Source organism: Streptomyces sp. NPDC090798 (assembly GCF_044768965.1).
GTDB lineage: Bacteria > Actinomycetota > Actinomycetes > Streptomycetales > Streptomycetaceae > Streptomyces.
The window spans coordinates 64,158-84,055 of sequence record NZ_JBIVXA010000010.1 but is presented as its reverse complement, the minus strand read 5'-3'; the positions used below and the strand labels follow the sequence as shown (position 1 = coordinate 84,055).

At 71.1% G+C, this 19,898-nt stretch carries 12 protein-coding genes; 6 read left to right on the top strand and 6 right to left on the bottom strand.

What is annotated here, in order from left to right:
• Positions 1-258: 258 nt before the first annotated feature.
• A complete protein-coding gene (gene rpsA / locus ACIQTP_RS22485) occupies positions 259-1,761 on the bottom strand; it encodes a 30S ribosomal protein S1 (protein WP_402043451.1) in 1,503 nt (500 codons plus the stop codon).
• A gap of 226 nt (positions 1,762-1,987) precedes the next feature.
• Here rpsA and ACIQTP_RS22480 point away from each other — a divergent pair, with 226 nt between their 5' ends.
• Positions 1,988-2,983, top strand: coding sequence for a class I SAM-dependent methyltransferase (locus tag ACIQTP_RS22480; protein ID WP_403402164.1), 996 nt, complete (start codon positions 1,988-1,990; stop codon positions 2,981-2,983).
• Positions 2,984-2,987: 4 nt separating this feature from the next.
• Complete coding sequence (gene hrpB / locus ACIQTP_RS22475) at positions 2,988-5,597, top strand: ATP-dependent helicase HrpB (RefSeq protein ID WP_403402162.1); 2,610 nt, start codon at positions 2,988-2,990, stop codon at positions 5,595-5,597.
• Here the strand turns inward: hrpB and ACIQTP_RS22470 are convergent.
• From ACIQTP_RS22470 to ACIQTP_RS22460, 3 genes are all read right to left on the bottom strand, one after another.
• The gene (locus ACIQTP_RS22470) at positions 5,587-6,579 is read right to left on the bottom strand and encodes a DUF3068 domain-containing protein (RefSeq protein ID WP_403402159.1); all 993 of its coding nucleotides are present in this window, start codon (positions 6,577-6,579) and stop codon (positions 5,587-5,589) included. The genes hrpB and ACIQTP_RS22470 overlap by 11 nt on opposite strands.
• Before the next feature lie 39 nt (positions 6,580-6,618).
• Positions 6,619-6,753: an SPW_0924 family protein gene (locus ACIQTP_RS22465; protein WP_107469484.1), complete on the bottom strand. Its 135-nt coding sequence runs from the start codon at positions 6,751-6,753 to the stop codon at positions 6,619-6,621.
• Positions 6,754-6,906: 153 nt separating this feature from the next.
• The gene (locus ACIQTP_RS22460; RefSeq protein ID WP_403402156.1) at positions 6,907-8,631 is read right to left on the bottom strand and encodes a lytic transglycosylase domain-containing protein; all 1,725 of its coding nucleotides are present in this window, start codon (positions 8,629-8,631) and stop codon (positions 6,907-6,909) included.
• 256 nt (positions 8,632-8,887) lie between these two features.
• Between ACIQTP_RS22460 and ACIQTP_RS22455 the strand changes: the two genes are divergently transcribed.
• Positions 8,888-9,742 carry a DUF4184 family protein gene (locus ACIQTP_RS22455; protein WP_403402153.1) on the top strand — a complete coding sequence of 285 codons (855 nt, stop codon included), beginning with the start codon at positions 8,888-8,890 and terminating at the stop codon, positions 9,740-9,742.
• Here ACIQTP_RS22455 and ACIQTP_RS22450 read toward each other — a convergent pair.
• A complete protein-coding gene (locus ACIQTP_RS22450) occupies positions 9,663-10,625 on the bottom strand; it encodes a serine hydrolase (protein WP_403402149.1) in 963 nt (320 codons plus the stop codon). The genes ACIQTP_RS22455 and ACIQTP_RS22450 overlap by 80 nt on opposite strands.
• 1,468 nt (positions 10,626-12,093) lie before the next feature.
• Positions 12,094-14,823 (bottom strand): DNA polymerase I, encoded by a 2,730-nt coding sequence (polA, locus tag ACIQTP_RS22445; RefSeq protein WP_403402146.1) that lies wholly within the window; start codon positions 14,821-14,823, stop codon positions 12,094-12,096.
• Between the two features lie 122 nt (positions 14,824-14,945).
• On the opposite strand from polA, the gene ACIQTP_RS22440 reads away from it, so the two are divergent.
• The 3 genes from ACIQTP_RS22440 to ACIQTP_RS22430 all read left to right on the top strand — a co-directional run bounded on the left by ACIQTP_RS22440 (position 14,946) and on the right by ACIQTP_RS22430 (position 19,814).
• Positions 14,946-17,225, top strand: coding sequence for an FdhF/YdeP family oxidoreductase (locus ACIQTP_RS22440; RefSeq protein WP_403402143.1), 2,280 nt, complete (start codon positions 14,946-14,948; stop codon positions 17,223-17,225).
• Positions 17,226-17,275: 50 nt separating this feature from the next.
• Positions 17,276-17,761, top strand: coding sequence for a PaaI family thioesterase (locus ACIQTP_RS22435; RefSeq protein WP_168490524.1), 486 nt, complete (start codon positions 17,276-17,278; stop codon positions 17,759-17,761).
• A gap of 832 nt (positions 17,762-18,593) precedes the next feature.
• The gene (locus tag ACIQTP_RS22430; protein ID WP_403402140.1) at positions 18,594-19,814 is read left to right on the top strand and encodes a branched-chain amino acid ABC transporter substrate-binding protein; all 1,221 of its coding nucleotides are present in this window, start codon (positions 18,594-18,596) and stop codon (positions 19,812-19,814) included.
• Positions 19,815-19,898: the final 84 nt, after the last annotated feature.

Sequence of the window (19,898 nt, the reverse complement as noted above, 5' to 3'; positions counted from 1 at the left end):
AAGGAACGCCGGCTCGTGCCAGGACCGCTCTGAGGTTGTGCCATGACGGGGGCTCCCCTTTCGATCTTGAACGACCGGGGAAGCCTCCCAACGACTGGTTACGGCCCATCAGTTACTCGTGTATCCCGCACGTTTCTGCAACCGCACACGTGCGGCCCGCTGGACGGCCGGGGGACGAGTGGGGAGCAAACGCACTGCGGGCCCACACCCCGAAGGGTGCGGGCCCGCAGTCACGTGCTACTGGCTAGCGGTGAGCTTTCAGCTCTGGCCGCCGGCGAGCTTCTCGCGGAGGGCAGCCAGGGCCTCGTCCGACGCCAGGGCGCCGGAGGTGTCGTCCGACTCCGAGGAGTACGAACCACCCGAGACACCCGCGCCGGAACCGGCGGCGGGGGCGGCAGCGCCCTCGGCCTCGGCCTGGGCGTCGGCCTCGCGGGACTTGATGACCTGAGCCTGGTGCTGCTCGAAGCGCGACTGCGCCTCGGCGTACTGGTGCTCCCACGCCTCGCGCTGGGTCTCGTAGCCCTCGAGCCAGTCGTTGGTCTCGGGGTCGAAGCCCTCGGGGTAGATGTAGTTGCCCTGGTCGTCGTAGGACGCGGCCATGCCGTACAGGGTCGGGTCGAACTCGACCGAGGCCGGGTCGGCACCGAAGGACTCGTTGGCCTGCTTCAGCGAGAGGCTGATGCGGCGGCGCTCGAGGTCGATGTCGATGACCTTGACGAAGATCTCGTCGTTGACCTGGACGACCTGCTCCGGGATCTCCACGTGGCGCTCGGCCAGCTCGGAGATGTGGACCAGACCCTCGATGCCCTCGTCCACGCGGACGAACGCACCGAACGGAACGAGCTTGGTGACCTTACCCGGGACGACCTGACCGATCTGGTGCGTACGGGCGAACTGCTGCCACGGGTCTTCCTGCGTCGCCTTGAGCGACAGGGAGACGCGCTCGCGGTCCATGTCGACGTCGAGGACCTCGACGGTGACTTCCTGGCCGACCTCGACAACCTCGGAGGGGTGGTCGATGTGCTTCCAGGAGAGCTCGGAGACGTGCACGAGACCGTCGACGCCACCCAGGTCCACGAAGGCACCGAAGTTGACGATCGAGGAGACGACGCCGGAGCGGACCTGACCCTTCTGGAGGGTGGTGAGGAACGTCTGGCGAACCTCGGACTGGGTCTGCTCCAGCCAGGCACGGCGGGACAGGACCACGTTGTTGCGGTTCTTGTCCAGCTCGATGATCTTGGCCTCGAGCTCCTTGCCCACGTAGGGCTGGAGGTCGCGGACACGGCGCATCTCGACGAGCGAAGCCGGCAGGAAGCCACGGAGGCCGATGTCGAGGATGAGACCACCCTTGACGACCTCGATGACGGTACCGGTGACGATGCCGTCCTCTTCCTTGATCTTCTCGATGGTGCCCCAGGCGCGCTCGTACTGGGCGCGCTTCTTCGAGAGGATCAGGCGGCCTTCCTTGTCCTCCTTCTGGAGAACAAGGGCTTCGATCTCGTCACCGACGGCGACGACCTCGTTCGGGTCGACGTCGTGCTTGATCGAGAGCTCGCGGCTCGGGATGACACCTTCGGTCTTGTAACCGATGTCGAGCAGGACCTCGTCCCGGTCGACCTTCACGATGACGCCGTCGACGATGTCGCCGTCGTTGAAGTACTTGATCGTCTCGTCGATCGCGGCGAGGAAGGCTTCCTCGTTACCGATGTCGTTGACCGCAACCTGCGGAGTGGTGGCGGTGGTCTCGGTGCTGCTCGTCATGTGGGAAAGGGCTCCGGTACGGACAGTGAGTCGTAGGTACTGCTTACGCCGGGAGCCCGTTTCGCCCTGTAGAAGCCGGACAGCCAAGGAAGCGCCAACCCGGTTGCCCGGTGGCGCCTCGAAAACCGAGGGGACATACATACAGATGCGAGCGCAGCCTGCTACGTCTGAGGAGCGCAGGCCCGCAGCGCAACTTGTAGCATACGGGGGCAGCCGGGCAGGGTCAATGCGCGAAGGCGCACACCCGGGGCGGATCGCCGCATACCCGGCACAAAACCTGTCCCACGAGGCCACGCGGGCCGTAGGCAGCCCCTGCCGTGACACGCCCGAGACCGGTTGGACGAGCCCGCAGACTAATACGAGGGAGCCGATCATCCAAGAGCCCCACATCCAAGAACCGGAACACTCCGAGGTCCGGGAGCCCGAACCCGCCGAGCCGGAGGCGACCCGGCGCGACGCGGGCGTCACGGAGAGCTCCCGCGCCAACCGCGGCTGGTGGGACCGGAACGCGGACGACTACCAGACAGAACACGGCACGTTCCTCGGGGACGACCGTTTCGTATGGGGCCCCGAGGGCCTCGACGAGGTGGAGGCCGAGCTGCTCGGCCCGCCGGAGGACCTCAAGGGCAAGGACATCCTGGAGATCGGCGCCGGCGCGGCCCAGTGCTCGCGCTGGCTGGCCGCCCAGGGGGCCCGTCCGGTCGCCCTGGACCTCTCCCACCGCCAGCTCCAGCACGCGCTGCGCATAGGCGGCCGGGTGCCGCTCGTGGAAGCCGACGCGGGCGCGCTGCCCTTCGCGGACGGCTCCTTCGACCTCGCGTGCTCGGCGTACGGCGCGTTGCCGTTCGTCGCCGACCCGGTGCGCGTCCTGAAGGAGGTCCACCGGGTGCTGCGCCCCGGCGGCCGCTTCGTCTTCTCCGTGACGCACCCGATCCGCTGGGCCTTCCCGGACGAGCCCGGCCCCGAGGGCCTGTCCGTCTCCTCCTCCTATTTCGACCGCACTCCCTATGTCGAGCAGGACGACGAGGGCCGCGCGGTGTACGTCGAGCACCACAGGACGGTCGGCGACCGGGTGCGGGACGTGGTGGCCGGGGGCTTCCGGCTGCTCGACCTGGTCGAGCCGCAGTGGCCCGCCTGGAACACCCAGGAGTGGGGCGGCTGGTCCCCGCTGCGCGGGAACCTCATCCCCGGTACCGCGATCTTCGTGTGCGTACGAGACTGAACGGGTGATCCGTTACGACGCCCTGGACGCGCTGCCCGTACGCGGCGCCCTGCCCGCCCTGGACGACGCCCTGGAGGGCGGCGGCAGCGCCGTGCTCGTGGCGCCGCCCGGGACAGGCAAGACGACCCTCGTGCCGCTGGCGCTCGCCGGACTCCTCGGCCGCCCGGGTGACGGGCGGCCGGCGCGCCGGGTCGTGGTCGCCGAGCCGCGGCGGATCGCCGCCCGGGCCGCCGCACGGCGGATGGCGTGGCTGCTCGGCGAGAAGGTCGGCGAGAGTGTCGGGTTCACCGTGCGCGGGGAGCGGGTCGTGGGGCCACGCGCGCGTGTGGAGGTCGTCACGACGGGCGTCCTCCTCCAACGGCTCCAGCGGGACCAGGAGCTCGCGGGCGTCGACGTGGTGGTGCTCGACGAGTGCCACGAACGCCATCTGGACGCCGACACGGTCGCCGCGTTCCTCCTGGACGTACGGGCCGCGCTCCGTCCCGAGCTACGGCTCGTGGCCGCGTCGGCGACCACGGACGCGGCGGGGTGGGCGCGGCTGCTCGGCGACGCGCCCGTCGTCGCGGCGGAGGGCGTCTCGTATCCGGTGGAGGTGGAGTGGGCGCCTCCGGTACGTCCGGTACGGCCGCCGCACGGGATGCGTGTCGACCCGGCGCTGCTGACGCATGTCGCGTCGGTGGTGCGGCGGGCACTGGCGGAGTGCGAGGGGGACGTCCTCTGCTTCCTCCCCGGGGTCGGGGAGATCGCGCGGGTGGCGGGTGGGCTGGGAGATCTGGGCGGCCGGGTCGACGTGCTCCAGGTGCACGGGCGGGCGCCCGCCGCCGTGCAGGACGCGGTGCTGTCACCGGGGACCGGGGACCGGCGCCGGGTGGTCCTGGCGACCTCCGTGGCGGAGTCGTCGCTGACGGTTCCGGGGGTACGGGTGGTCGTCGACTCCGGGCTGGCGCGGGAGCCGCGGGTGGACCACGCGCGCGGGCTGAGCGCGCTGACGACGGTACGGGCCTCGCGAGCGGCCGGGCGGCAGCGGGCGGGGCGGGCCGGGCGTGAGGCGCCGGGGCGGGTGTACCGCTGCTGGACGGAGGCCGAGGACGCCCGTCTGCCGCGTTTCCCCGCCCCCGAGATCAAGGTGGCCGACCTGACGGCGTTCGCCCTGCAGACGGCCTGCTGGGGCGATCCCGGCGCGACGGGGCTGGCGCTGCTGGACCCGCCGCCGGGCGGGGCGATGGCGGCGGCGCGATCCGTCCTGTCGGCGGTGGGTGCCGTGGACGCGGCCGGCCGGGCCACGGAACGGGGTGTCCGCATGTCCCGGCTGGGCCTGCACCCCCGGCTCGCCCGGGCGCTGCTGGACGCGGCCCCCCTGGTGGGCGCCGACCGCGCCGCCGAAGTGGTCGCCCTCCTGAGCGAGGAGCCGCCCCGCGAGTACGGCGACGATCTGGCCGGGGCCTGGAGACTGGCCCGACGCGGCGGCGACCCCTACGCGTCCCGCTGGCGCACCGAATCCCGACGCCTGCGCTCCGGGTCGACGGGCCTCTCCCGTCCACCCGCCCGGGACGGCGCCGGCGGTGGCGGGCTCGAAGGTGGTCCGTGGCCGGCCGGCGGCGGCGACGATCGCGTCGTCGGGCTTGTGGCCGCCCTGGCGTTCCCCGAGCGGCTCGCGCAGGCCCAGGGCGGCTCCTACCTCATGCTGAACGGCACCCGTGCCGACATCGGTGGCGGCTCGGCCCTGCGCGGCGCGCCCTGGCTGGCGGTAGCCGTGGCCGATCGGCCCGTCGGAGCCGGGCACGCGCGTGTGCGGCTCGCCGCGGTGGTCGACGAGGAATCGGCACGGCGGGCCGCGGCGCCCCTGCACAGTGAGGGGGACGAGGTCCACTGGGCCGACGGCGACGTCGTCGCGCGGCGGGTCGAGCGGCTCGGCGCCGTGGAGCTGGCGGTGCGTCCGCTGAAGAACGCCGACCCCGGGTTCGTACGGGAGGCGTTGCTCGAAGGTCTGCGGGAGGACGGGTTCGGGCTGCTGCGGTGGTCCCCGGATGCCGAGGGGCTGCGGCGGCGGCTCGGGTTCCTGCGGCTGCACCTGGGCGACCCCTGGCCCGACGTGTCCGAGGACGCGCTGCACGCGCGCGTGGACGAGTGGCTGGAGCCGGAGCTCGGCCGTGCCCGGCGGCGGGCCGATCTGGCGCGGATCGACGCCGGGCAGGCGCTGAACCGGCTGCTGCCCTGGGCCACGGGGGACGCGGCCCGGCTGGACGAACTCGCGCCCGAGCGGATCGAGGTGCCCAGCGGGTCCAGGATCCGGATCGACTACGCCAACCCCGAGCAGCCGGTGCTCGCCGTCAAGCTGCAGGAGATGTTCGGGCTGCACGAGTCACCGGCCGTCGCCGGGGTGCCCGTGCTCGTCCATCTGCTCTCGCCCGCCGGGCGCCCCGCCGCCGTCACCGCCGACCTCGCCTCCTTCTGGAAGGACGGCTACAAGGCGGTGCGGGCGGAGCTGCGGGGCCGCTACCCCAAGCATCCGTGGCCCGAGGACCCTCCCCCAGCCTCCGGCCGGGGGGACCCCCATCTCGCTTCGCCCGCCGCCGAGCCGACCCGGCACACGAACGCGCGGCTCAGGCGTTGACCGGTTCCGGCTCCACCGCCTCCGTGGGGGCCGGATCGCCCGGGCGGCGGCTGCGCGCCTCCAGGTAGAGGGAGAGGGACAGCAGAGCCGCCCCCAGGAACAGGAAGCCCCACGGCAGGTACGACGTCAGCAGCAGGATCAGGGTGCGGTTGGACTTGACCAGGGCGACCGTGTGCCTGATGTAGTCCTCGCGCATCTTCACGTGTCCGGCGAAGGCGGTCACCTTGTCGCGGTCCCCGAGGAGCGTGCCGCCCCGCAGCTCCTCCTTGTGGATCTCCTCGCCGTAGACCGGCGCCCCGGTGACCGGTTCCACCCAGAACTTGCGGACGGTCGTGTACCAGCGTGTCGTGCCCGTCTTGGCGACCGACTCCGCGGTGACGCCCTGGACCGGCATGACCTTGGGGAACTTGACCTTCGTCCAGGGGATGGTCTGCTCGAAGTAGTAGACCTTGACCCCGCGGAAGCTCTGGGTGCCCTTGTAGTGGATGGGGGCGGAGGTACGGGTCTGCGCGTCGAAGTACTCGTAGTCCCGTTTCTCCGTGTGGAAGGGCCACTTGAACTCGATGCCCTCGCGCGTGACCGGGTCGCCGTCCACGGACTCCCCGGTGGCATGGACGGGGTCCTGGCTGTGCGCGTCGAAGATGTAGCGCTCGGGGAGCTTGGAGACCATCTTCCCGTCGGGGCCCTGCACATAGGAGAGGCTGTCCCAGACGACGACATCGCGGCCCGCCGTCCTCTCGATGCGGTCGGAGGCCTCGACGTTGCCCTTCAGGGTCTGCACGATGGTGACCTTGGGGACCTTCTTGGCCTGCATGGTGCCGTAGTCGAGCAGGGTCGCGTCCTTCGCCTCCAGGACCATGTCCTGGTACTGGTCGGCGGGGATCTTCGCCAGCCGCGGGAAGGCGTACCAGCGCAGCAGCGGGGACAGCGCCGCGAAGAACACGGCGAAGGCGAGCAGGATCAGGCTGGCCTTACGACGCATCTCGGCGCCCCTCCCTGAGAGTTGCGGATGCCCTGGGCGCTACGGGTGCGCGGGCACGGTCGTCAGCAGCGGCTTGGGCGAGGTCCTGCCCGCCGGTGAGCCCATGGCCGTGATCGTGAGCACCAGGGCGAACGCCACGGCGAGACCGGTCGCGGCGGCGATGAGGGCGCGCATGCGGGGCCTCCCGGGGGACGGCGGAACGAGAACTGATACCTCGTCAGATCCGGCACCGTAGCAACGGCGGGGCGAGATGAGAACACCTTGCGCACACGAACGAGGGCGCCCCTCCGCCGACAAGCGGAGGGGCGCCCTGGACGCGCGTACGGCCTACGAGGCGGCCGCGGCGACCTTCAGCTCGACCGTCAGCACCGCGCCGCCCGTGGTGTTGACGCGGAGCAGGAACGTGCCGGTCGCGTCGTCCGCGTACAGCTTGGGGAGCTTGAGCACGCCGTCGGCGTCCGTCGTGAGGTCCGTGAGGGTGCGGATCGTCTTGCCGTCCGCGTCCTTGAAGTACGGGCCCTTGTCGTTCTCGGTCGCGTCGTCCGCCGACTTGATGAGCGTCGCGGTGGCCGCGACCTTGCCCGCGACGGCACCCTTGTAGGTGGCCTTCACCTCGACCTGGTCGGCGAACTCGCCGCCCGGCACGCAGGTCAGCTCGGTGTCGCTGGTGCGGGTGAGGGTGTCGGCCTGGCGCGGGGTGACGGTGGCCGTGTAGTCGAGGCCGCCAAGGACGCGGCCCACGACGGTGGCGCGGACGGTGAAGTCGCCGGTCTTCTCCCCCGCCACGAGTGCGGGCGCGGTGGCCGTGCCCGTGCTGCCGGTGACGACCGTGGCGACGCTCTCGCCGCCGGTGAAGGCGGCGTCCGTGTCGCCGATGATCGTGAACCGCACCCGGACCTTCGCCACGCCCTTGCTCGCCTTGGACTCGGCCCGCACGGCGACCTTGGCATCGAAGGCGCTGCCCGCCGTCGCCGTGAGCTTCCCGGTGTTCGCGTCCTGCAGATGGTCCACCGTCTGGGTGGGCGTGGGAGGCGTCGGGCTCGGCGGGGGCGAACTGGGCGCGGGCGGCTTCGGGGTGGGGCTTGTCGAGCCGCCGCTGCCCGGCTTGGGGGTGCCCGGCTTGGAGGTACCCGGTGCACTCGGCGTGCTCGGCGTGCTCGGCGTCGAGGTCGCGGGCGTGGACGGGCTGGGGCTCGCCCCGGGGTCGCTGTTGCTGCTGTGCGAGGGCAGGGTGCCCGTGCCGTCCGGGACCTGGTAGGTGCCCTTGCGGTAGTACTCCAGCCACGACAGAACCGTGTTGAGGTACGCCGTCGAGTTGTTGTAGTTCAGGATCGCGGCGTTCATCTGCGACTGCACCGACAGGTCCCGGTCGAACCGGCACAGGTAGTGGCCGGCCGCGAGCGCCGCGTCGTAGACGTTGTTGGGGTCCTTCTTGCCGTCGCCGTTGCCGTCGCGGCCCGCCCACTCCCAGGTGGAGGGGATGAACTGCATGGGGCCCACGGCCCGGTCGTAGGCGGGGTCGCCGTCGTACGCGCCGTTGTCGGTGTCGGCGATCAGCGCGAAGCCGTTGCCGTCGAGCTTGGGGCCGAGGATCGGCGAGTACGTCGTGCCGCTCGCGTCGACCCGGCCGCCGCGGGCCTGGCCGGACTCGACCTTGCCGATGGCGGCGAGGAGTTGCCAGGGCAGGTTGCAGCCCGGCTTGGAGGCGCGCAGCTCGGCCTCGGCCTTCTTGTAGGCGTCGAGGACGGTCGCGGGTATGCCGGCCTCGGCCTCGCCGACGGAGACGGGCGTGCCTGTGGTCGGGCTCGCCGACGGGCTCGGGTTGGGGCTCTTCAGCGGCGGAAGGTCGGTGTAGTACGGCGAGTCGCCGGTCGCGCCGCCGCCTTCGCCGCCGGTGTTCGCGTTCGCCGAGGGCTGGGCGCCGGTGGCCTGTCTGCCGAGGTCGTCGGTGGTCACTCCGGGTGCCTGGGAAGCGGACAGGGCCGCGACCGCGACCGCGGCCACGGCGGTGGTCGTCGCTCCCTTGCGCAGTCTGCCGAAATGCGCCGCCATTGAGTGAACCCCTCCCGTGGACGACCGCCCGCGCACCGCGCGTTCGCTGGCTCAGTGACCCAGGCGACCCTACGACAACTTCCGTCGCCCGGGCACCCGTTCGTGCCCGGTTTTCACCGGTTGGCCATATGGGATTGTCCGGGAGAAGACGCGCCCAGGGGTGGAGCCCGCGGTCATTTTCCTACGTCCCTCATACTGGGCGTCGGAGATCACCGGGGCCGACATATCAGACCAACGTCTGCCACAGGGGGACGCTTTGCCCTTCACCCTCAGCCACGCGGCGGCCGTACTGCCCGCCGTGCGCGGCGACGGAAGCGGCCGCGGCCGCCTCGCGCCCGCGGCACTCGTGGCCGGTTCCTTCGCCCCCGACATGACCTACTACGCGGCGAGCGTGGTCCCCGGAGCGATGGAGTTCGGCGACTTCACGCACTCCTTCACGGGTGTTCTCACCTTCGACGTGCTCGTCGCCTGGGCGTTGGTGGGTGCCTGGCTGGTACTGCGCGAACCGTTGGTGGCGCTGCTGCCACGGGCCCGTCAGGGACGCCCCGCGGCTCTGCTGCGCTGCGGGGCACCGCACGGGCAGGTGCGCTCCTCGGCGGCACTGTGGTGGTACGCCTCCGCGGTGCTCGGCGCGCTGACACACGTCGTGTGGGACGCCTTCACGCACCACGACCGGTGGGGGGTACGGCTGGTCCCCGTCCTGTCGCAGAACGTCGACGGCACGCCGGTGTTCACCTACGCGCAGTACGGCAGTTCGCTGGTGGGGGCCGTCGTGATCGTGGCCTTCGTGACCGTCGCGCTGCGCCGGGCGCCCTCGGCCGAACCGGTGGGGGTGCCGGTGCTGTCGCGTTCCGACCGGTGGCTGGCGGCCGCCGTCATCGGCGGCTGCGGGCTGGTGGGCGCCGTGCAGCGGGCTTCACGCTGGTGGGCCTACTGGGGCACCCGCGCGAAGCCCTGGGAGTTGATCCCCGCGCTCTGTTTCGGCGCGGGCGCGGGTCTTGTGCTCGGTCTCGCGCTGTACGCCGTCGGGGTCAGGGTGTGGCGTCCCGCTCCGGCTCGTCCCAGCCCGGCACCGGCCCCTGCGGCGCCGAACCGTCCGGCACCTCGCTGATCCTGTACTCCGGCGTGGAGCCCTGGACGGCGCCGCGCCGGCGGTTGAAGCCGCGGTGGACGGCCTGGGCGATCCGCTCGATGGTGCGGACCCCGTACGCCATCGTCGGGTTGTCGTGCGACAGGACGACGATGCGGTACATGCGGCCGGAGCCGGTGAACACGCCGACGCTGTGGACGCGCCAGCCGTGGGTGGACCGGGGCAGCCAGCCGTTCTTGATGTGCGCCCGCAGGCCGCGCGGCATGCCGGCGGGGACGCCCCAGCGCTGGTCCCCGCGGACCTGGCTGAGCAGTTTCAGCCCGTAGGCGCGGCTCTTCAGGAAGGAACGGGGGCCTGTGAGCACGCCCAGCAGCCGCATCTGGTCGGAGGCCGTGGTGCGGGTCAGGCCCCAGTAGCCGGCCGGGCCGAGCTCGGTGCGGTGCGTTCCGACACGGCCCAGGAAACGTCCTAGGTAGGTGTGGCCCAGGTCGTTCCACAGATGCTGGGCCGCGGTGTTGTCCGAGATGGTGATCATGGGGCGTACGTTGGCGAACTCCCAGTTCGTGAGGGTGCGCCGCAGCTCGTCCGCGCGGCGCAGGGTGGCCTCCATGATCGTGAGCTTGGCGACGCTCGCCGAGTCGTACTGACGCTCGCTCGCGAGGGCGCAGGTCAGGTCGCTGTTGTCGTCGCGCACCGCCACGGCGACGGTGCCCCGGCGTGACGACAGCGCCGCCCCGATGTCGCGGGACATCCGGGCGGCGAGCTCGGGGTTGCGGGTGGAACGGCAGGCCGCGGGCACCTGGGCGGTGCTCGCGCTCGCGGCCACCGCGGGTACCGGCGCGAGCAGCGCCGAGACGACGGCTGTGGCCATGGCCGTGCGACGGTTGCGCATGCTTGTACCCATGCCCGCATCCTTACGGTCCCCTTGGACGGGGGGCGTCTTTGCGGGGGCCACGCGAGTGACGGTTCCCTCCGGGGGCTGACCGGAGCTCACGTCCCCCCGGACCTCCGGCCCACCGGAGAGAACCCATGCCCTACGGGCACCCAACGCAACAGCTCCGCCCTACGGGCACCCACGAGGCAAGGCGGCTTTCCCCCAAGCGACACGCAAGGTTGAGCCGACCTTCCCTGCGGGCGGCACGCGAGGCGGCGCCGACCTTCCCTGCGGGCGGCATGCGAGGTGGGGCGGGGGCGGGGGGTGACTTTCCCGCGGGCGCCACGCACGGCCGAGCGCGGCGGGCTTCCCGTGCGGACGGCGCAGGGCGGGTTTCCCCTGCGGGCGGCACGCGAGATGGGGCCCTCCTTCCTTGCGGCGGCACGCAACGCGGGGCGAGGCCGGGGGGTGACTTTCCCCGCGGGCGCCACGCACGGCCGAGCGGGGCGGGCTCTCCCTGCGGACGGCGCGCACAGCAGGGCGGCTTTGCCCGCGGGCAGCGCGCGAGGGCGGGGCCGACCTTCCCTGCGGGCGGCATGCAAGGCGGGGCGAGGCCGGGAGGTGGCTTTCCTGCGGGCGCCACGCACGGTCGAGCACGGCGGGCCTCCCCTGCGGGCAGCGCGCAAGGCGGGGCCCGCCTTCCCTGCGGTCGGCACGCAACGCGGGGCGGGGCCGGGGGGTGACTTTCCCCGCAGGCGGCACGCTCGGCCGAGCGGGGGCGACTCTCCCGGGCAGCGCGTGAGGCGGAGCAGGGGACGGCTCTCCCCGCGGGCGGCTGCGAGGCGGGTGCCCTGCGGGCGGGCTTCCCCGAGCGGGGTAAGACGTCTGTCCACGCCGTGGCACCGCCGCACGAGCGGCCCGCAGGGCACCCGGCGCCGGGCAGAGCCGGCGGCAGCTCTGCCCGCGGCCGAACCAGCCTGGGGGCCAGGGCCAGGGCCAGGGCCAGGGCCAGGGCCCGAGCCCGAGGCCCGAACCCGAGACTGGAGCCCGGGGCCGAGGCCAGAGCCGAGGCCCGAGGTCAGAGCCGGAGCCCGAGGCCAGAGCCGGAGCCCGAGGCCAGAGCCGGAGCCCGAGGCCAGAGCCGGAGCCCGAGGTCAGAGCCGGAGCCCGAGGCCAGAGCCGGAGCCCGCGACCGGGGCCGGGGGCCGAGGCCAGAGCCGGAGCCCGCGACCGGGGCCGGGGGCCGAAGCCCGCGACCGGAGACCGAGGCCAGAGGCCGGGGCCGAGACCGCAAGGCCAAGCCCGGGGCCGAGGCCAGAGGCCGGGGCCGAGACCGCAAGGCCAAGCCCGGGGCCGAGACCGGGGCCCGAAACCGGGGCCTGAGACCGAGGCCGAGGCCGGGGCCGAGGCCAGAGGCCGCAAGGCCAAGCCCGGGACCCGAAACCGGGGCCGGGGCCCGAAACCGGGCCCGGGGTCCGGGACGCTCGTTTGCCGGAGGCTAGTGCGCTGCTGATTCCCAGTCGGGGCCCGCGCCGACGGAGACGTCGAGGGGCGCACGCAGATCAACGGCGGACGCCATCTCACGGCGGACGAGTTCCTCGGTCTTCGCGCGCTCTCCGGGGGCGATCTCCAGGACGATTTCGTCGTGGACCTGGAGGAGCATGCGGGACTTGAGCCCGGCCTCGCGCAGCGCCCGGTCCACGTTCAGCATCGCGATCTTGACGATGTCCGCGGCCGTGCCCTGGATGGGGGCGTTGAGCGCCATGCGCTCGGCGGCCTCACGACGCTGCCGGTTGTCGCTGTTGAGGTCGGGCAGATAGCGGCGGCGCCCGAAGAGCGTCGCCGTGTAGCCCGTGGCGCGAGCCTCGTCGACCGCCCGGCGCAGATAGTCCCGTACGCCTCCGAAACGCTCGAAGTACGTGTCCATCAACGCACGCGCCTCACCCGCGTCGATGTTCAGCTGCTGGGAGAGACCGAACGCCGACAACCCGTAGGCAAGGCCGTACGACATCGCCTTGATCTTGCGGCGCATCTCCGCGTCGACCGCCGAACGCTCGACCGAGAACACCTGCGACGCCACCGTCGTATGCAGGTCCTCGCCCGACGTGAACGCCTCCAACAGACCCTCGTCCTCGGACAGATGAGCCATCACGCGCAGTTCGATCTGGCTGTAGTCGGCCGTCATGAGGGACTCGAAGCCCTCGCCGACCACGAAGCCGCGGCGGATCGCGCGGCCCTCCTCCGTACGCACCGGGATGTTCTGGAGGTTCGGATCCACCGACGAGAGCCGGCCCGTCGCGGCCACCGTCTGGTTGAACGTGGTGTGGATGCGGCCGTCCGCGGCGATCGTCTTGATCAGGCCCTCGACCGTCACCCGCAGCCTGGCCTGCTCACGGTGGCGCAGCATGATGACCGGCAGCTCGTGGTCGGTCTGCGTGGCCAGCCAGGCCAGCGCGTCCGCGTCCGTCGTGTAACCGGTCTTCGTCTTCTTCGTCTTGGGCAGGTCCAGCTCGCCGAAGAAGACCTCCTGGAGCTGCTTGGGCGAGCCGAGGTTGAACTCGTGCCCGACGGAGGCGTGGGCCTCCTTCACCGCCTGCTGCACGGCGCCGGCGAACATCTGCTCCATGGCTTCCAGGTGCGCCCGGTCCGCCGCGATACCGTGCCGCTCCAGCCGGGCCAGCAGCGCCGACGTGGGCAGCTCCATGTCGCGCAGCAGCTCGGCCGCGCCGACCTCCGCCAGCTTCTCGCCGAACGCCTCGCCCAGGTCGAGGATCGTGCGGGCCTGCACCATCAGCGCCTCGGCCTCGGCCTGGTCGTCCGCGCCGAAGGCCAGCTGACCGTCGGCTGCGGCGGCGGGCCCCAGCTCCCGGCCCAGGTACTCCAGGGACAGCGCGTCCAGCGCGAAGGAGCGGCGGCCCGGCTTCACCAGATACGCGGCGAGCGCGGTGTCCATGGACACGCCCTCGATCGTCCACCCGTGCTCGGCGAAGACCCGCATCGCACCCTTGGCGTTGTGCAGCACCTTGGGCTTCTTGGGGTCGGCGAGCCACTTCGCGAACGCGTTCTCGTCGGCCGCGTCCAGCCGCGAGGGGTCGAACCACGCCGCCGCCCCGTCCGCCGCGGCCAGCGCGACCTCGGCCACCGAGCCCGAACCCAGGGCCCAGGTGTCGACGGTGGCCAGACCCAGGACCGCCTTGCCGTCGTGCTCGGCGAGCCACGGCTTCAGCTCGCCCGCACCCAGCACGGCCCCGTCCAGCTCGACACCCTCGATGACCGGAGCGGCCGCCTCGGCCTCCTGCGTCCCGGGGTCGACGGCGAAGAGCCGCTCACGCAGGGAGGGGTTGCGGATCTCCAGGGTGTCCAGGACCATCACGACCGCCGTACGGTCGTACGCCGCGCGCTCCAGGTCGGTGACCGTCTTCGGGAGCTCCACGTCCTTCACCATCTCCGTGAGACGGCGGTTGAGCTTCACCGCCTCCAGATGGTCGCGGAGGTTCTGCCCGGCCTTGCCCTTGACCTCGTCGACACGCTCGACGAGGTCCGCGAACGAACCGAACTGGTTGATCCACTTCGCGGCCGTCTTCTCCCCGACGCCGGGGATGCCCGGCAGGTTGTCCGACGGGTCACCGCGCAGCGCCGCGAAGTCGGGGTACTGCGCCGGTGTCAACCCGTACTTCTCGACGACCTTCTCCGGAGTGAAGCGGGTCAGCTCGGAGACGCCCTTCGTCGGGTACAAGACCGTCGTGTGCTCGGACACCAGCTGGAAGGAGTCGCGGTCACCGGTGACGATCAGGACCTCGAAGCCCTCGGCCTCGGCCTGCGTCGCGAGCGTCGCGATGACGTCGTCGGCCTCGAAGCCGTCGACCGCGAACCGCTGCGCGTGCATCGCGTCCAGCAGCTCCCCGATCAGCTCGACCTGCCCCTTGAACTCGTCCGGGGTCTTCGAACGGTTCGCCTTGTACTCCGTGAACTCCTCGGAGCGCCACGTCTTGCGTGAGACGTCGAACGCCACCGCGAAATGCGTGGGCGCCTCGTCGCGCAGCGTGTTCGCCAGCATCGACGCGAAACCATAGATCGCGTTCGTCGGCTGACCCGTCGCGGTCGTGAAATTCTCCGCGGGCAGCGCGAAGAACGCGCGGTACGCCAGCGAGTGCCCATCCATGAGCATCAGCCGCGGACGGCCCGCACCTGCGGTTTTCTCGGTCTTCTTCGATGCTGTTTCTGCCACGCCCCCGATCCTCGCACGCCCCACTGACAGTGCGGACCTCCCGGGACCGGCCACCGTCCCTGTCACCGGCGCGTGCGAGTATCGGCGAGGTACTTCATACGTGCATGCGAAGGGGTCTCCCTATGGCCAGCAAGCCGCCCAAGAGCGATCCGGTCCAGGACGCACCACAGGTCGCCGAGCCGAAGCGCGCCGCGGCCGGGCTGCCCGCCATCGGGCACACCCTGCGCATCGCCCAGCAGCAGATGGGGGTGAAGCGCACCGCGCTGACCCTCCTGCGCGTCAATCAGAAGGACGGCTTCGACTGCCCGGGCTGCGCCTGGCCCGAGCCGGAGCACCGGCACACGGCGGAGTTCTGCGAGAACGGCGCGAAGGCGGTCGCCGAGGAGGCCACCCTGCGCCGGGTCACCCCGGACTTCTTCGCCACGCACCCGGTCACCGACCTGCACGGCCGCAGCGGCTACTGGCTCGGCCAGCAGGGCCGCCTCACCCACCCCATGTACCTGCCCGAGGGCGCCGACCACTACGAGCCGGTCTCCTGGGAGCGCGCCTTCGACATCGTCGCCGAGGAGCTCGCCGCCCTCGACTCCCCCGACGAGGCCCTCTTCTACACCTCGGGGCGTACGAGCAACGAGGCCGCGTTCCTCTACCAGCTCTTCGCCCGCGAGCTCGGCACGAACAACCTGCCGGACTGTTCGAACATGTGCCACGAGTCCTCGGGCTCCGCGCTCTCCGAGACCATCGGCATCGGCAAGGGCAGCGTCCTGCTCGAGGACCTCTACCAGGCCGACCTGATCATCGTCGCCGGGCAGAACCCCGGCACCAACCACCCGCGCATGCTCTCCGCCCTGGAGAAGGCCAAGGCCAACGGCGCGAAGATCATAAGCGTCAACCCGCTGCCCGAAGCGGGCCTGGGGCGCTTCAAGAACCCGCAGACCCCCCAGGGCATGCTCAAGGGCGCCGCCCTCACCGACCTGTTCCTGCAAATCCGCCTCGGCGGCGACCAGGCCCTCTTCCGCCTCCTGAACAAGCTCGTCCTGGAGACCGAGGGCGCGGTCGACGAGGACTTCATCGCCGAACACACCCACGGCTACGAGGAGTTCGCGGCCACCGCCCGCGCCGCCGACTGGGACGAGACCCTCACCGCGACGGGCCTCACCCGCGAGGAGATCGACGAGACCCTCCGCCTCGTCCTCTCCTCCCGGCGCACCATCGTCTGCTGGGCCATGGGCCTCACCCAGCACAAGCACTCCGTGCCCACGATCCGCGAAGTGGTCAACTTCCTGCTGCTGCGCGGCAACATCGGCCGTCCCGGCGCGGGCGTCTGCCCGGTCCGCGGCCACTCGAACGTGCAGGGCGACCGCACCATGGGCATCTTCGAACGCCCCGCTCCGGCCTTCCTGGACGCCCTGGAGAAGGAGTTCGGCTTCGCCCCGCCCCGCGAGCACGGCTACGACGTCGTACGGGCCATCCGCGCCCTGCGCGACGGCGACGCGAAGGTCTTCTTCGCCATGGGCGGCAACTTCGTCTCCGCCTCCCCCGACACCGAGGTCACCGAGGCCGCCATGCGCCGCGCCCGCCTCACCGTGCACGTCTCGACCAAGCTCAACCGCTCCCACGTCGTCACCGGCGCCCGCGCCCTGATCCTGCCCACCCTCGGACGGACCGAGCGCGACCTCCAGGGCAGCGGCGAACAGTTCGTGACCGTCGAGGACTCCATGGGCATGGTCCACGCCTCACGCGGCCGTCTGCAGCCCGCGAGCGAGCACCTCCTGTCCGAGCCCGCCATCGTCTGCCGCCTCGCCCGCCGCGCACTCGGCGACGCCTCCCGCACCCCCTGGGAGGAGTTCGAGAAGGACTACGCGACGATCCGCGACCGCATCGCACGCGTGATCCCCGGCTTCGACGACTTCAACGCACGCGTCGCCGACCCTGCCGGCTTCGCCCTCCCCCACGCCCCCCGCGACGAACGCCGCTTCCCCACCGCCACCGGCAAGGCCAACTTCACCGCCGCGCCCGTCGAGTACCCGAAGCTCCCCGAAGGCCGCCTGCTCCTCCAGACCCTGCGCTCGCACGACCAGTACAACACCACCATCTACGGCCTCGACGACCGCTACAGGGGCATCAAGAACGGCCGCCGAGTGGTCCTCGTCAACCCCGAGGACGCCCGCGCGCTGAACGTCACCGACGGCTCGTACGTCGACCTCGTCAGCGAATGGCAGGACGGCATCGAACGGCGCGCCGCGGGCTTCCGCGTCGTGCACTACCCGACCGCCCGCGGCTGCGCCGCCGCGTACTACCCGGAGACCAACGTCCTCGTCCCGCTCGACGCCACCGCGGACACCAGCAACACCCCGGCCAGCAAGTCCGTCGTGGTCCGTCTGGAACAATCGACCACCGACTGAGCGTTCGCTCAGCCAGTCAGAGAGACCGACGACGATCGGAGCCGGGCCCCATGGGCGAGCAGAGCCAAGTGAAGTTCCCGCAAGAGGTCATCGACGAGTACGCCGCACTCGGCGTCGACCTGCCCGCCCTCTTCTCGGCAGGCCACCTCGGCACCCGCATGGGCGTGCAGATCATCGAGGCCTCCGCGGACCGCGTCGTCGGCACCATGCCGGTGGAGGGCAACACCCAGCCGTACGGCCTTCTGCACGGCGGCGCCTCCGCCGTCCTCGCGGAGACCCTCGGCTCGGTCGGCTCCATGCTCCACGGCGGCAGCTCCAAGATCGCCGTCGGCGTCGACCTGAACTGCACCCACCACCGCGGCGCCCGCTCCGGCCTCGTCACCGGCGTGGCCACCCCCGTGCACCGCGGGCGCACGACAGCGACGTACGAGATCGTCATCACCGACGAGAACGACAAGCGCGTCTGCACCGCCCGCCTCACCTGCCTCCTGCGCGACGTCAACCCCACCGACGCCGCCCACGTACGCCAGGCCTGACCCCCACCTCCAGAACGAGCCCCACTCACCGGCACCGGCGTACGGCGAGCAAGGGGGCAGGAGACAACTGCCCCCTACTCACCGGCAGTCGGGTACAGCGGGCAGGGGACGGGGCGGAGGTGTCCGCCCGCAGCGGCTGGCGCGTCAACACCGGCCCCTTCCGGGACCGACCGATTCCGCGCCTGGCCGAGGACGGATACCTCCACCCCGGCCCCGACCCCCCACACACAACTTCCGCACGCCCCCGGCCCCCGCACGCCCTCGCCCGCCGCAACCGCACTCCAATACGCCGGAGTTATCGGAAATCAGCGGCAACTCACGACCTTTTCAGGCGACTTCACGCGCCTTCACAAGACCGCACGCCCGGACCGCACCTCATGCGTCCTAATACCGTGCACGCCGGCCGAACTCCGAGTTCCCTTTTCTCGACGTAACGCTGCGTAACACGCACGCAATACGGCATCAGAGTTCCAACTTCGACGGCCCGCACTCCCGCGACCTCTCCCGACTCCGCCACGCGACCTGCGACGGCGCCTGACCGCGATCTCCGTCCACGCACAACCGGAGGTGCGGATTCTCAACATGTGGAACAGGAAGAATTTCCGCCAAATCGGCTGAGAATACCCGTCCCTGAAGCCCATCAACCGGCACGTCATAACAAGAAAGTCACAAGCCAGCCCACGGCGATGCCCGGGCCCACAGACAGGCTTAGAGTCACGGCCAGTCACCGCGCCGCCGGGCGCGTCTGCAGCACGGCTCGGTATCACCCAGTACGGCCCGGCGAGACACACGGCAGCTCAGCAGGGCTGCTGCGCCAGGGAGAGGATTCAACGTGCGACAGCGTTCTTTGGTCATACTCACCTCCGTGCTCACCACCGGAGCACTCACGCTGACCGCCTGCGGTTCGCGTGACAACAGCGGGGACAAGAGCAGCAGCAGCAAGACCGAGATCATCATCGGCGTTGACGCTCCGCTGACCGGTCAGAACTCCGCAACCGGCCTTGGCATCCAGGGCGGCGTACAGATCGCCGTCGACGACGCCAACAAGAACAACACCGTCCCCGGCGTGACCTTCAAGGTCCAGGCGCTCGACGACAAGGCGATCCCGGCCAGCGGCCAGCAGAACGCCACCGCCCTCGTCAACAACGAGAAGGTCCTCGGCGTCGTCGGCCCGCTCAACTCCGGTGTCGCCACGCAGATGCAGCAGGTCTTCGCGACCGCCAACCTGGTCGAGATCTCGCCCTCCAACACGGCGCCCGAGCTCACCCAGGGCAAGAACTGGCAGACCTCGAAGTCGCGCCCGTTCAAGACGTACTTCCGCACGGCCACCACCGACGCCCTCCAGGGCGGCTTCGCGGCCGAGTACGCGTCCAGCACGCTCAAGAAGAAGAACGTCTTCGTCGTCGACGACAAGCAGACCTACGGCGCGGGCCTGGCCAAGCTGTTCAAGGCCGGCTTCACCAAGAACGGCGGCAAGGTCGCCGGCGAGGACCACGTCAACACCGGCGACACCGACTTCTCCGCCCTCGTCACCAAGATCAAGAACTCCAAGGCCGACCTGGTCTACTACGGCGGCCAGTACGACGAGTCGGAGAAGCTCACCAAGCAGCTCAAGGACGGCGGCGTCAAGATCCCGCTGTTCGGTGGTGACGGCATGTTCAGCGACACCTACATCTCGACCGCCGGCAAGACCTCCGAGGGTGACCTGGCCACCTCCGTCGGCCAGCCCGTCGACTCCCTGCCCTCCGCCGCGGACTTCATCAAGAAGTACAAGGCCTCCGGCCTCAAGGGCGACTACGGCACCTACGGTGGCTACTCCTACGACGCCGCGACCGCCATCATCAAGGCGATCGCCAACGTCGTGAAGGACGGCAAGATCCCCGACGGCGCCCGCGCCAAGATCGTGGACGAGGTCCAGAAGACGAAGTTCGAGGGCATCGCCGGCCCCGTCTCCTTCGACGAGTACGGCGACACCACCAACAAGCAGCTCACCGTCTACCAGGTCGTCAACGGCAAGTGGAAGGCCGTCAAGAGCGGCACGTTCAACGGCTGATCCGATCCGATCCCAGCTGATTCCAGCTAACTCCAGCTGATCCCAGCTGATCCGAGATCCGCCGCTAGCTACACCCCAGGGCCG

Bases quoted from the DNA above. Each gene is read 5' to 3' on its own strand.
- ACIQTP_RS22470 (WP_403402159.1), bottom strand. From the start codon at position 6,579: ATGCGTCGTAAGGCCAGCCTGATCCTGCTCGCCTTCGCCGTGTTCTTC.
- ACIQTP_RS22460 (WP_403402156.1), bottom strand. From the start codon at position 8,631: ATGGCGGCGCATTTCGGCAGACTGCGCAAGGGAGCGACGACCACCGCC.
- ACIQTP_RS22435 (WP_168490524.1), top strand. From the start codon at position 17,276: ATGGGCGAGCAGAGCCAAGTGAAGTTCCCGCAAGAGGTCATCGACGAG.
- ACIQTP_RS22480 (WP_403402164.1), top strand. From the start codon at position 1,988: ATGCGCGAAGGCGCACACCCGGGGCGGATCGCCGCATACCCGGCACAA.
- rpsA (WP_402043451.1), bottom strand. From the start codon at position 1,761: ATGACGAGCAGCACCGAGACCACCGCCACCACTCCGCAGGTTGCGGTC.
- ACIQTP_RS22450 (WP_403402149.1), bottom strand. From the start codon at position 10,625: ATGGGTACAAGCATGCGCAACCGTCGCACGGCCATGGCCACAGCCGTC.
- ACIQTP_RS22440 (WP_403402143.1), top strand. From the start codon at position 14,946: ATGGCCAGCAAGCCGCCCAAGAGCGATCCGGTCCAGGACGCACCACAG.
- ACIQTP_RS22465 (WP_107469484.1), bottom strand. From the start codon at position 6,753: ATGCGCGCCCTCATCGCCGCCGCGACCGGTCTCGCCGTGGCGTTCGCC.